This window comes from Campylobacter showae CSUNSWCD, from assembly GCF_000313615.1.
Lineage (GTDB): Bacteria > Campylobacterota > Campylobacteria > Campylobacterales > Campylobacteraceae > Campylobacter_A > Campylobacter_A showae_A.
In genome coordinates, this window is the sequence record NZ_AMZQ01000001.1 from 272,887 (window position 1) to 285,403 (window position 12,517).

The following is a 12,517-nucleotide window of genomic DNA, read 5'->3' on the forward strand; positions in this document are numbered from 1 at the left end:
AAAGACGGTGCAGGCAAAATAGATAAAGTATCACGCTAGGCGTCAAATTTGCAGTTTCAAAATGCGTTTTGACGCAAAATTTAATAAAATCCCCATTTTCTACGGCCTAAAAGCAAATTTAAACGAGTTTTTATAAAAATATTTAGATTTTAAGTGCTACAATGCGTAAATTTCTTTAAGGAATAATAATGCAAAGAATTTTCTTAAGTCCGCCACACATGAGCGGCAAAGAGCAAGAGTACATAAACGAGGTTTTTAAGAGTAACTATATCGCGCCGCTTGGCGAATACGTGAATAAATTTGAAGCAAGCGTGGCAAACTATGCGGGCGCGCCCGATGCGCTGGCGCTAAATTCCGGCACGTCGGCGATCCACTTGGCGCTAAGAGTGCTAGGCATCGGCGCGGGAGATGTGGTGCTAGCATCTACGTTTACCTTTATGGCGTCCGTTAGCCCGATACTTTATCAAGGCGCTACGCCTGTTTTCGTCGATAGCGACGAAAGCTGGAATCTAAGCCCCGAGCTCCTAAAAAAAGCGATCGCAAACTCGCCTAAAAAGCCAAAGGCGCTCGTCGTCACGCACCTTTACGGACAGGCTGCAAAGATGAAAGAGATCTGCGAGATATGCGAGCAGGAAAATATCGCCGTGGTCGAAGACGCGGCCGAGGCGCTGGGCGGCTTTTATAACGGCAAGGCGCTAGGTACTTTAGGGCGACTTGGCGCGTATAGTTTTAACGGTAATAAAATCATAACTACAAGCGGCGGCGGCATGCTCGTGGGCGAAAGAGATCTCGTGGAAAAGGCGAGATTTTACAGCACGCAAGCTAGGGAGCCGTTTTTGCACTACGAGCACAAAGATTACGGCTACAACTACCGCCTGAGCAACGTCCTGGGCGCGATCGGAACGGCACAGATGGAGGTGCTCGAGCAGCGCGTGATAAAAAAACGAGAAATTTTTGAAAAATATCAAAAAGAGCTTCCTGAGCTTGAGTTTATGCCAGAGGTCGCAAATTCTCGCGGCAACCGCTGGCTAACGACCGCGCTGTTTAAAGAAAAAGGCGCACATCTACGCGTGATAGAGGCGCTTGCTAAAGAAAACATAGAAAGCCGTCCGCTTTGGAAGCCGATGCATATGCAGCCGGTGTTTGAAGGGGCGCTAGCGTTTACGGACGGGACTAGCGAGGAGATGTTTGAGCGCGGTATCTGCCTGCCTAGCGGTACTGCGACGGGGGACGAGGAGTTTGCGCGAGTGGTAAAAATCGTAAAGGAAAATTTATAAATGTTTAAAGCGACGAAGCTAAAGCGGCTTGCGTTTTTTCTAACCTTTGACATCGCGATATTTGCAGCGTCGTTTTATCTGGCGTATCTGCTTAGATTTAGCGGCGTGCTGCCTGATTATTTTAGAGGCGGACTGGTCGCAGGCTGCGCTACGATGGTGGTTTTAAAGCTATTTTTTATGTGGCTTTTTAAAATTTACAAGGTGCCGTGGAGATTTTTCGGACTAAACGAAGCGAGGAAAATTTTCCTCGTTCATCTTTGCGCGATAGTTTGCTTTTGGATCGTTTATTTTGCGATGCCCGCGGTTTTCAACCCGTTTCCGCGAAGCGTAGTTTTTATAGACTTTATCATCTCGTGTCTGCTAATAGGAAATTTAAGGATCGCCAAGCGTATGTTTTTGGACTTTTCTAAAAAGCCGCATACGGGCGAGCCATGCGTCGTTATCGGCGCTACCTCAAAGGCGCTTCACGTTTTAAAGGGACTTAGGCAGGGCTACATCGACCTTTATGCGGTTGGCGTGGTAGACGGCAGGAGCGATCTAGTCGGCACTTATTGCGATGGATTTTTGGTGCAACCAAAGAGTGAAATCGCAAATTTGATCAAAGAATATAATGCAAAAACCGCCATCATCGCGCTTGCACTCGGACAAGACGAGCTAGCCGAGCTTTTTGACGAGCTTACGGCTTACGGTATCCGCGATATCAAGATTTTTTCTATGTTTGGCACCGGCAAGGATGCGATCAAGGATATCTCGATCGAAGATCTGCTAGCTAGAAAGCCAAAAGACCTAGATAGTAGCGCTGTGGAGAAGTTTTTAGGCGGCAAGGTCGTTTTGGTTACGGGAGCCGGCGGTAGTATAGGTAGCGAAATTTGCAAGCAATGCCTCAAATTTGGCGTCAGCAAGCTAATCATGATTGATCACAGCGAGTTTAATCTCTACAAGATCGGCGAGATAACTCACAGCGACAAAACCGTAAGCAAGATGATAAATATCGTAAACGAGGATGATCTACGCGCAGTATTTGAGGAGTTTAGGCCGCAGATCACGATCCATGCCGCAGCTTATAAGCACGTGCCGCTTTGCGAAGCAAACCCTAAAGCCGCAGTCGTAAATAACATAATCGGCACTAAAATTTTGATCGATTTATCTATCGAATACGGCGTTAGCAAGGTCGTGATGATATCCTCCGATAAGGCTGTGCGCCCGACAAACATCATGGGCGCGACTAAGCGCGTGTGCGAGCTTTACGCGCTAAACTCAAATTTACCTGCTAAAACCGAGATCGTCGCAGTGCGATTTGGTAACGTGCTAGGCTCAAGCGGTAGCGTAATACCGAAATTTAAAGAGCAAATCGAAAATAATAAACCGCTAACCGTCACGCACCCTGATATCACGAGGTACTTTATGCTAGTTTCCGAGGCCTGTCAGCTCGTGCTTCAGGCGGCCTCGATAGCAAAGGGCGGAGAGCTTTTCGTGCTTGATATGGGCGAGCCGATAAAGATCGCCGATCTAGCTAAAAAGATGCTGATTTTATCAAACAAAGAGCACCTGGGCGTCGAATTTGTCGGCCTTCGTCCGGGCGAGAAGCTTTACGAGGAGCTTTTAATTAATAAAGACGACGTAAAAACCGAGTTTCAGTCTATTTTCGTGACGCACTCTAGCAAATACGACGTAGCTAAACTAAATGAACAAATCAAAAATTTAACGCACGCGGACGATGTTGCGGCGGGGCTAAAAGAGATCGTGCCTGAGTTTAATCACGCTCTAAATAAGGAATAAATTTGACGTTACAAGATATACAGAGGTTTTCAGAGTTAAGATACAAGGCTAGAGCCTATATATGCTATCTTTTTAGTAAAAATTTGCCAAACAGGCTGCCGGGGGTAAACGCCGAGTCGATAAAAAGCGGCTTTGATAAAATGGCGCACGAGATAGAGGGCTTTGACGCGTTTTACGTGCTTGACGCAAGCGGCGTGCAAATAGGCGACGCCGTGAGCTTAAACGAAAAATATAAAGCCGGCGGCGGCGAAAACTGCAGCAATAAGTCTTATTATTACACCGCGGTGCGCGAGAAGCGCTGCGTGCTAAGCGACCCGTATCCGTCCTCGCTAACGGGCGAGCTGTGCGTGACAGCGTCCACTCCGATATATGACGACAAAGGGGAGTTAAAATTCGTCGCTTGTATCGACGTTTCGCTAGAAAACATCCTAGCCATCGTCTCTCACGGCAAGTTAGAGAGCTACTTCGGCAAATTTTTAAAAACTGTTTATGCCGCGTTTGCGGTCGCGCTTTTTATCATAGCCTTGTTTTTGTTTGCCGACGCGCTCAAAGGGCTTTTGGCTAAAGATTTTTTAAATATCGAAGTCGAAAAGATGTTTGAGCACACGATCGTGCTTACGCTAGCGCTTGCGATCTTTGACTTGGTTAAAGCGATATTTGAGGAAGAGGTGCTAGGCAAAAGCAAGCGCGGCGAGGACATGGAAAACAAGACGATGATTAGATTTATCGGCTCGATCATCATCGCGCTTGCGATCGAGGCGCTGATGCTCGTGTTTAAATTTGCCATCACGGCGCCAGATCACATCATAAATGCGATCTATCTCATCGGCGGCGTTGCGATGCTGATGGTCGCGCTTAGCATTTATTTTTTTGCTACAAAGCAAAGGAGCTCGCATTGATCGGCATCATCGACTACGGAGCTGGAAATTTAAGGAGCGTTTTAAACGCGTTTGAGAGTTTAAATTTAAAGGCGAAACTCGTCGGTCGCGGCGAGGAATTAGGTAAATTTGACAAGATTATTTTGCCTGGAGTCGGAGCTTTTGGCGAAGCGATGCAAAAGCTAAAAGATAGAGATTTTATCCCTGTGATAAAAGAGGCTGTAGCCGGCGGAAAGCCGTTTTTGGGCATTTGTCTGGGTATGCAGCTACTTTTTGAGCAAAGCGAGGAGTTTGGTGTAAACGAGGGACTTGGGCTCGTAAAAGGGCGAGTTGTTAAATTTGACCCGTCTAAATTTGACGCGCCGTTAAAGGTGCCGCACACGGGGTGGAATACCATAAATTTTACCAAGCAAACACCGATAAATAAAGATTTAGCGGCTAGCGAGTATTTGTATTTCGTACACTCTTATCACGTAGTTTGCGAGGATGATGCGGCGCTTGGCTTTACCGAGTACGGCTATAAATTCGTGAGCGCGGTGCATAAAGATAACATTTTCGGTTTTCAGCCGCACCCCGAAAAGAGTCACGAAACGGGGCTAAAAATTTTACGAAATTTCGGAGAGATGTGATGGAAATTTTCCCTGCGATAGATTTAAAAGAGGGTAAGGCGGTTCGGCTTTTTAAAGGCGAAATGAGTAGCGCGAAAATCTACTCGGACGCGCCGTGGGAGCTAGCCAAAAGGTTTGAAGATATGGGCGCAAAGTGGCTTCACGTCGTCGATCTTGACGGAGCGTTTGCGGGTGAAGCGGTAAATCTAAAAACCGTAGAAAAGATCGCAAAAGCCGCAAATTTGCAAATCCAAATCGGCGGCGGGATACGCGATGAAGCGCGAATAAAAAGCTACCTTGATAGCGGTATAACGCGCGTTATCTTGGGCTCAGTAGCGCTAAAAGATCCAAATTTTACTAAAGAAATGGCGCAAAAATACCGCGTCGCCGTCGGCATAGACGCCAAAGAGGGCTTCGTCGCCGTGCAGGGCTGGGCGGAGGTATCGCAGATGAGGGCAACTGAGCTAGCGACTAAATTTGCCGGGGCCGGAGTCGAAGCGATAATCTGTACCGACATCTCAAAAGATGGCACCCTTAGCGGCGTGAACGTTGAGTTTACTTCGCAAATCGCAAAAGCTAGCGGCATAAATACGATCGCAAGCGGCGGCGTAAAAGATATCTCGGATATCGAGGCGCTAAAACGCGCGGGAGACGTTTACGGCGCGATCGTGGGCAAGGCGTACTACGAAGGGACGCTCGATCTAAAAGAGGCCTTTAAGCTGGGCCGCTAAAATTTTAAAGTAAATTTAAATATAAAATTTGCTAGAATTGGACATTTTTTAAAAAAGGATACGATTGTGAAAATACTAGTAGTCGACGACAGCTCTACTATGAGAAGAATCATAAAAAACACCCTGCAAAGGCTCGGGCATCAAGAAATTTTAGAGGCTGAGCACGGAGTAGAAGCGTGGCAAATTTTGGGTCAGCACAGCGATATAAACGTGCTTATCACCGACTGGAATATGCCTGAGATGAACGGCCTTGAGCTCGTAAAAAAGGTACGCGCCGAGGCAAAATACGTCGATATGCCTATCATCATGGTAACGACTGAGGGCGGTAAAGCTGAGGTCATCACCGCGCTAAAAGCAGGCGTCAATAACTACATCGTAAAGCCGTTTACGCCGCAAGTTTTAAAAGAAAAACTTGAAGACGTCTTGGGCTAAAAGAGTGCAAATTTGAAAGATAAATTTTACGAGCTTGAAGTTCTTTGTTCGCAGGAGCTTCGCGAGCTTTTCGAAGATCTCGTTTTTTCTTTGGGCGTTACTTGTACGCAAGAGACTGCCGGCGGGTTTATCATCCGAGATGAAGACGAGCTAGACGAAGTGGAATTTGGCCTGCAAGAGTACGCAAAATCTCTACAAGATGCGCTTGGCCGCGAGATCGAATTTAAGACAACAAAAAGCCAAAAAGAAAATAAAGACTGGCTAAACGAATACAAAAAAAACGTAAGACCGATAGAGATCGGTAAATTTTACATCCACCCAAGCTGGGAAGAGTCTAAAGACGGGTTTGAAAACATCATCATCGATCCCGCTCTCGCCTTTGGCTCTGGTCATCACGAGAGTACGAGCGCTTGTATAGAGTATCTGCAAAAATATGCTACAATCGGCAAGAGTGCGCTTGACGTTGGCTGCGGAAGCGGGATACTAAGCATCGCTCTAGCAAAGCTAGGCTGCGTCGTTGATGCCTGCGATACGGATGAGCAAGCAGTGCAAAGCTCGCAGAAAAATGCCGAGCTAAACGGGGTTAAATTTAATCAAATTTGGACCGGTTCGGTGGCGAATTTGGATAAAAAATACGATATCGTCGTCGCAAACATAATCGCCGATGTGATACTAATGCTAAAAAATGATTTGATAAATTTGCTAAAAGAGAGCTCATGTCTCGTTTTAGCAGGCGTTTTGGATAAATACGAAACGCGAATTTTAGAAGCTTTTTCGTCGCTAAAACTAGTGGAAAGTCAAACCAAAAACGAGTGGAAAAGCTTCGTATTTCAAAAAGCTTAAAATAATTTAAGGAAGATAATGGACAACAGAAAAAACGATGATAAAAATTTAAATAATGGCGGAAATAATTTTTTTAATAAAAATCCGATTTTGATTTTCGCCATTTTTGCTATCGTGATAGTGATAGCATTTCGCGGGCTTGGAGGCGGCGAGATGGACGGCACGCTACTAGGGCAAAGTTCGGCCGGCTCGAAAAGCACATCGTATTCCGAGATAAAAGAGATGATAAAAAACAAGCAAGTAGCGCAAGTGGGCATCTCGGAAACCTCGATAAAAGCCGTAGATAACGGCGGTAGAACATACTTTGCCAAAAGGGTAAACGATCCGACGCTAGTGCCGATCTTGGAGGAGCAAAAGATCCCTTATGGAGCGTATAGCGAGACGAACTGGTTTACCGAAATGCTCTTTTCGTGGGTGCTCCCTATTTTTATTTTCTTTGGTATTTGGATGTTTTTGGCCAGCCGCATGCAACGAAATATGGGCGGCGGTATCCTTGGAATGGGAAGCTCTAAAAAGCTTGTAAACTCGGAAAAACCGAAGGTTAAATTTGCCGACGTAGCGGGGGTGCAAGAGGCAAAAGAAGAAGTTAAAGAGATCGTGGATTTCTTAAAGCATCCGGATAGATATATAAATTTAGGAGCCAAAATCCCAAAAGGCGTACTTTTGGTAGGACCTCCAGGCACGGGTAAAACCCTGCTCGCAAAGGCCGTCGCTGGCGAAGCGGACGTACCGTTTTTCTCGGTTTCGGGATCAAGCTTTATCGAGATGTTTGTCGGCGTGGGTGCTAGCCGCGTGAGAGATCTTTTTGAAAATGCGAAAAAAGAAGCTCCGGCGATCGTTTTTATAGATGAGATCGACGCCATCGGCAAAAGCCGTGCGGCTAGCGGAATGATCGGCGGAAATGACGAACGCGAACAAACACTAAATCAGCTTTTGGCTGAGATGGACGGCTTTAGTTCGGATGCATCGCCGGTTATCGTGCTTGCTGCGACGAACCGTCCTGAGGTGCTTGACGCAGCGCTTTTAAGGCCGGGCAGATTTGACAGACAGGTGCTTGTCGATAAGCCTGATTTTAAAGGCAGGATCGAAATTTTACGTGTTCATATAAAAGATATTAAGCTCGATCATAGTGTCAGCATCGAAGATATCGCACGTATGACAGCCGGTCTTGCGGGAGCTGATCTAGCCAACATCATAAACGAAGCCGCCTTGCTAGCAGGCAGAAAAGAAAAAGGCAAAGTCGAGCAGGTTGATTTGCTAGAGGCCGTTGAGCGAGCGATCGCGGGTCTTGAGAAAAAATCTCGCCGCATAAATCCGAAAGAAAAACGCATCGTTGCCTATCATGAGAGCGGACACGCGCTTATCGCCGAGACGACGAAGGGCGCAAACAGAGTCACCAAGGTGTCGATCATACCGCGCGGACTTGCGGCGCTTGGCTACACGCTTCATACTCCTGAAGAGAATAAATTTATGATGCAGCGCCACGAGCTGATGGCTGAAGTGGACGTGCTTTTAGCGGGGCGTGCAGCAGAAGAGGTCTTTATAAAAGAGATTTCGACCGGTGCTGGCAACGACCTAGAGCGTGCGACCGATATACTTCGCTCGATTATCTCGATATACGGCATGAGCGATATCGCGGGACTTATGGTGCTTGAAAAACGCCGTAGTACTTTCCTTGCCGGCGGTCAAGCCGATAGGGATTACAGCGACAAAACGGCGGAAAAAGTGGATGAATTTATCAAAAACACGCTTGATGAGCGCTATAAACACGTGCTTGAGACGCTGAGAACTTACGGCGACGCGATAGAAAAGATGGTAGAGGCGCTTTATGAAGAGGAAACTATCGAGGGCGTGAAGGTTAGAGAGATCATCGCAAACTATGAAAAAGAGCATGGCATGCCTAGCAGGCTAGTAAATTTGGAAGAAAATAAAGAGGAACAAGTGTAAAGATATGCAAAACATCGGGCTAATCGCAAAACAGGGCTACAAATACGTTTTTGCTTTAGGGCTTTTGTTTTTGCTTGCGCTGATTTTGGGCGCGTGTCAAATTTTATTTTTCGCGCTTTTTGTGCTCTGCGTTTTTTGGTTTAGAAACCCAGAGCGAGCGCTAGGCAGTGACGATGCTTATGCCGTGCTTAGCCCGATCGACGGCAAGATAAAAAGCATAGATAAAATTTACTATTTTGATACTCAGTGTGTAGCCATAACTATCCGTAAGGGCGTGTTTGACGCAGGTGCGCTCAGAGCTCCTTGCGATATGGAGCTTTTGGAAGTCAGGCAGAGGCACGGCCTGTTTTTGTGCAACGCTATGGAAGCTTCTAAAAATTTAAACGAGCGAGCATTGTTTGTATGTAAAAATTTAGACAACAAATTTGCGATCCGCGTCATCGCCGGACCTCTTAGTAAGGGTATTTCTTTTGAAAATTTTAGCCGTCTAAAAGCGGGCAGGAGATTTGGCTTTTTAAGTAGCGGCGAGGTGGTTTTGATACTGCCTGCAAATGCAAGAATAAGCGTTAGCGTTGGCGAAAAAGTGGCAAGCGCAGGCATTTTAGGTTTTTTTAGCTACGAGGAAAAAGATGCAAGACAATCAGCATAAACTTCAGTTAATGTATATTTTACCGAATTTATTCACGGCGGCTTCGGCATTTTTAGGTATCATCAGTATCATTGCCTCCGTTCGTGGCTACATCGCGGTCGGCGCAGGGCTGACCCAGGAGGCTAACGGCTATTTTTTCAAGGCTATTATTTACATCGTTTTGTCTCTTTTTTTGGACGGACTTGACGGACGAGTGGCGAGACTAACTAAAACTACGTCCAAATTTGGCGTGGAGTTTGACAGTCTTGCCGATATTATAGCTTTTGGCGTCGCGCCTGCGATGCTTTTTTATTTTACGGTCGGGCATAGCTTTGGACGTTTGGGTTCGCTAGTCGCTGCACTGTTTGTAGTTTTTGGTGCTATTAGACTTGCTCGGTTTAACGTAATGACCGGCACCTACGAGCCGTCTGTTTTTATCGGCCTTCCGATACCTACGGCTGCCATAGTGTCGGCATTTTGGGTTGGGTTGAGCTTGGAATACGACTTCACCAGGAGCGCCGAGTGGTTTTTACTATTTTTGCAAATTTTGCTTTCCGTTTTGATGGTGAGCAATATCCGCTACCCTAGCTTTAAAAAAATAGATCTAAAAAAAGCCCATTTTTTACGCATATTAGTCGGTCTTACGGTTGCGTTTTCGGCTATTTATGTTTGCCCCATCGAAGCGGTTACGACTTTAATGAGCGTTTATGTTTCTTACGGTATAATCCGCTATATTTTTATGAGATGTAAAAACAAAAAAATCCAAAAGGAGAGCGAATGAACGGCAACGTCAAATTTAACGCATTTTTCTCTCTACTTTTGCTGCTGCGTTAGGCAGCGACTCTTTCACACCCTAATAATCAAATTTATACCATACAAACTAAAAACTCCAAAAAAAAGGATAAAAAATGAACAATGATAAAATTATAATATTTGATACGACTTTACGAGACGGCGAGCAAAGCCCTGGCGCCTCGATGAATACCGAGGAGAAAATCCGCATCGCACGCCAGCTAGAGCGCCTAAACGTGGACGTCATGGAGGTCGGTTTTGCTGCGGCTAGTAGGGGTGATTTTGACGCGATACATCAGATTGCCAAGCAAGCCTCAAACGCCTCTATCTGTTCGCTCGCCCGCGCCGTGGACGGCGATATAAAGGCTGCGGGAGAGGCTATCGCTCCGGCAAAAAATAGGCGCATCCACACCTTTATCGCCACAAGCCCGATCCATATGGAGTTTAAGCTAAAAATGTCTCCCGACGAAGTGATCAGACGCGCAGTAAAAGCCGTGGAATACGCTAAAACCTTCTGCGAGGATGTTGAGTTTAGCTGCGAGGACGCATGCAGGAGCGAGATGAGCTTTTTAAAAGAAATTTGCGACGCCGCTATAAACGCCGGAGCAAAAACGATCAACATCCCTGACACCGTGGGGTATCTATATCCCGAGGAGATTACCGCTCGCATAGGAGAAATGGTTAAATTTATAAACGGTCGCGCAGTCGTCTCCGTGCATAATCACAACGACCTAGGCCTAGCTACGGCAAACTCGCTAGCCGCGATAAAAGCGGGCGCAAGGCAGGTTGAGTGTACGCTAAATGGTATAGGCGAGCGTGCGGGAAATGCCGCGCTTGAAGAGATCGTTATGGCGATAAAGACGCGCAGCGACGTATTCGCGCCGCTTTATACGGACATAGTTTATAAAGAAATTTATCCTAGCTCGCGCCTGCTAGCGGGTATCATCGGTATCGAGCCGCAGCCAAACAAAGCCATCGTCGGCAAAAACGCCTTCGCTCACGAAAGCGGCATCCACCAAGACGGCGTGTTAAAACATAAAGAAACCTATGAAATCATCAGCGCCGAGAGTATTGGGCTGGACAAAAACTCGCTGATACTAGGCAAGCACTCGGGTCGCCACGCCTTTAAAGATAAGCTAATAAGCCTTGGTTTTGAGCTAGAAGATAGCGCGCTAAACGAGGCGTTTGAGAAATTTAAGGCGCTTGCCGATAAGAAAAAAGAGATCTTTGACGATGATTTACGCGCGTTAGTTACGAACGAGATCATCAAGATCCCTGAGACTTTCGAGTTCTTGACGCTTACGCAAAGTAGCTGCAACAAAGGCCTAAGCAGCGCGGCGATCACGCTTCGTCACGCCGACGAGATCAAGAGCGACGCGGCGCTAGGTAACGGTACGGTGGACGCGATATTTAAGGTCATCGACCGTCTAAGCGGCATAAACGGCGTACTAAAAGACTATAAGGTAAACGCCGTTTCGCAGGGCAAGGATGCGCTGGCAAACGTCGTCGTCAAGGTCGAATTTGACGGCAAGACCATCATCGGTCACGGACTTGATATCGACACGATGACGGCGAGCGCTAGAGCGTATATAGGTGCGTTAAACAGCTACGTAAAAATCACTGCGACAAAGTAAAATTTGAGCGGTTTGACCGCACCGTTTGGCAAATTTAAGGCTCGGATTCGGGCCTTAAATTTTAAAATTTGACCTTTAAATTTGGCTGTAAATTTACCATAGTTTAAGGCAAATAAAAATCAAAACTCAAATTTAAACCTCCTCGCATTTACCGACGAGCCGTTAAGTTTTGCTATAATCAAACCAAATTTTTCAAAGGAGAAAATATGAAAAAAATCGCATTTTTGTTGATGATTATCGGGGCGTTTGCGTTTGCTAAAAGCGAGGAAGCGCCGCAAAAATCAGAGCCAAAGCAGCTTGAGATGGTGCTTATCTTAGATAAATCAGGCTCGATGAGCGGGCTTGAGAGCGATACTATCGGCGGCTTTAACTCGATGATCGACAAGCAAAAAGAAGCGGGCGTGGACGCCAAGGTAACGACGGTGCTTTTTGATACGAATTTTAAGACGCTGCATGATAGGGTGGATATCAAAAAGGTCGAGAAGCTAACGAGTAAGGACTATGTCGCAGGTGGCAACACCGCGCTACTAGACGCTGTGGGCGATACGATAAACAAAATCTCAAAAGTCGAGGATATCTACGCCAAAAACAGAGCCGTACTTTTCGTGATCATCACCGACGGGCAGGAGAACTCGAGCAGGGAGTACTCAAAGGCGCAGATCAAAAAGATGATAAGCGATAAGCAGGAAAAATACGACTGGGAGTTTATATTTTTGGGAGCAAACATCGACGCGGTTAGCGAAGCGCAAAGCCTAGGCATAAAGGGCACGAACGCTGTGAAATACAAAAACAGCAGCGAAGGCGTGCAGAAAAACTTTGAGGCCGCTGCAGAGATGTCCAAAGATATGGCGATGGATAAAAAATCAAGCTCGAAGTGGCGCGAAAAGGTGCTTGAGGATAAGTAAAATTTGAGTTGAAGTACGGCTTTTCGCCGTGCTTTGGTTAAATTTGCGGTTTTTTTAACCCGC

Annotated in this window: 12 protein-coding genes; all 12 read left to right on the top strand. The window is 46.4% G+C overall.

The genetic code is table 11. The features are described 5' to 3' along the window. Positions 1-188: 188 nt before the first annotated feature. The 12 genes from pglE (at position 189) to CSUNSWCD_RS01440 (ending at position 12,454) form a co-directional block, all read left to right on the top strand. The gene (gene pglE, locus CSUNSWCD_RS01385) at positions 189-1,277 is read left to right on the top strand and encodes a UDP-N-acetylbacillosamine transaminase (protein ID WP_009492843.1); all 1,089 of its coding nucleotides are present in this window, start codon (positions 189-191) and stop codon (positions 1,275-1,277) included. Then, positions 1,278-3,056, top strand: coding sequence for a UDP-N-acetylglucosamine 4,6-dehydratase (configuration-retaining) (pglF, locus tag CSUNSWCD_RS01390; protein WP_009492844.1), 1,779 nt, complete (start codon positions 1,278-1,280; stop codon positions 3,054-3,056). It abuts the gene before it with no gap. A gap of 2 nt (positions 3,057-3,058) precedes the next feature. After that, complete coding sequence (locus tag CSUNSWCD_RS01395) at positions 3,059-3,955, top strand: PDC sensor domain-containing protein (protein WP_009492845.1); 897 nt, start codon at positions 3,059-3,061, stop codon at positions 3,953-3,955. Beyond that, positions 3,952-4,563, top strand: a complete 612-nt coding sequence (gene hisH / locus CSUNSWCD_RS01400; RefSeq protein ID WP_009492846.1) for an imidazole glycerol phosphate synthase subunit HisH — start codon at positions 3,952-3,954, stop codon at positions 4,561-4,563. The genes CSUNSWCD_RS01395 and hisH overlap by 4 nt, the downstream gene beginning before the upstream one ends. Then, a complete protein-coding gene (gene hisA, locus CSUNSWCD_RS01405; RefSeq protein ID WP_009492847.1) occupies positions 4,563-5,273 on the top strand; it encodes a 1-(5-phosphoribosyl)-5-[(5-phosphoribosylamino)methylideneamino]imidazole-4-carboxamide isomerase in 711 nt (236 codons plus the stop codon). The genes hisH and hisA overlap by 1 nt, the downstream gene beginning before the upstream one ends. 66 nt (positions 5,274-5,339) lie before the next feature. Then, positions 5,340-5,705 (top strand): chemotaxis response regulator CheY, encoded by a 366-nt coding sequence (locus CSUNSWCD_RS01410; RefSeq protein ID WP_002952918.1) that lies wholly within the window; start codon positions 5,340-5,342, stop codon positions 5,703-5,705. A gap of 12 nt (positions 5,706-5,717) precedes the next feature. Continuing rightward, on the top strand, positions 5,718-6,548 hold the full coding sequence (locus tag CSUNSWCD_RS01415) for a 50S ribosomal protein L11 methyltransferase (RefSeq protein WP_009492848.1): 831 nt from the start codon (positions 5,718-5,720) through the stop codon (positions 6,546-6,548). 18 nt (positions 6,549-6,566) lie between these two features. After that, entirely contained in the window at positions 6,567-8,495 is a 1,929-nt protein-coding gene (gene ftsH / locus CSUNSWCD_RS01420; protein ID WP_009492849.1) for an ATP-dependent zinc metalloprotease FtsH, read from the top strand. A 4-nt stretch (positions 8,496-8,499) separates the two neighbouring features. Beyond that, positions 8,500-9,144 (top strand): phosphatidylserine decarboxylase, encoded by a 645-nt coding sequence (locus tag CSUNSWCD_RS01425; RefSeq protein WP_009492850.1) that lies wholly within the window; start codon positions 8,500-8,502, stop codon positions 9,142-9,144. Beyond that, positions 9,125-9,904, top strand: coding sequence for a CDP-diacylglycerol--serine O-phosphatidyltransferase (gene pssA / locus CSUNSWCD_RS01430; RefSeq protein ID WP_009492851.1), 780 nt, complete (start codon positions 9,125-9,127; stop codon positions 9,902-9,904). Before CSUNSWCD_RS01425 ends, pssA begins: the two co-directional genes overlap by 20 nt. A 127-nt stretch (positions 9,905-10,031) precedes the next feature. After that, positions 10,032-11,549, top strand: a complete 1,518-nt coding sequence (locus CSUNSWCD_RS01435; protein ID WP_009492852.1) for a 2-isopropylmalate synthase — start codon at positions 10,032-10,034, stop codon at positions 11,547-11,549. A 206-nt stretch (positions 11,550-11,755) separates the two neighbouring features. Continuing rightward, complete coding sequence (locus CSUNSWCD_RS01440) at positions 11,756-12,454, top strand: vWA domain-containing protein (RefSeq protein ID WP_009492853.1); 699 nt, start codon at positions 11,756-11,758, stop codon at positions 12,452-12,454. Positions 12,455-12,517 lie beyond the last annotated feature (63 nt).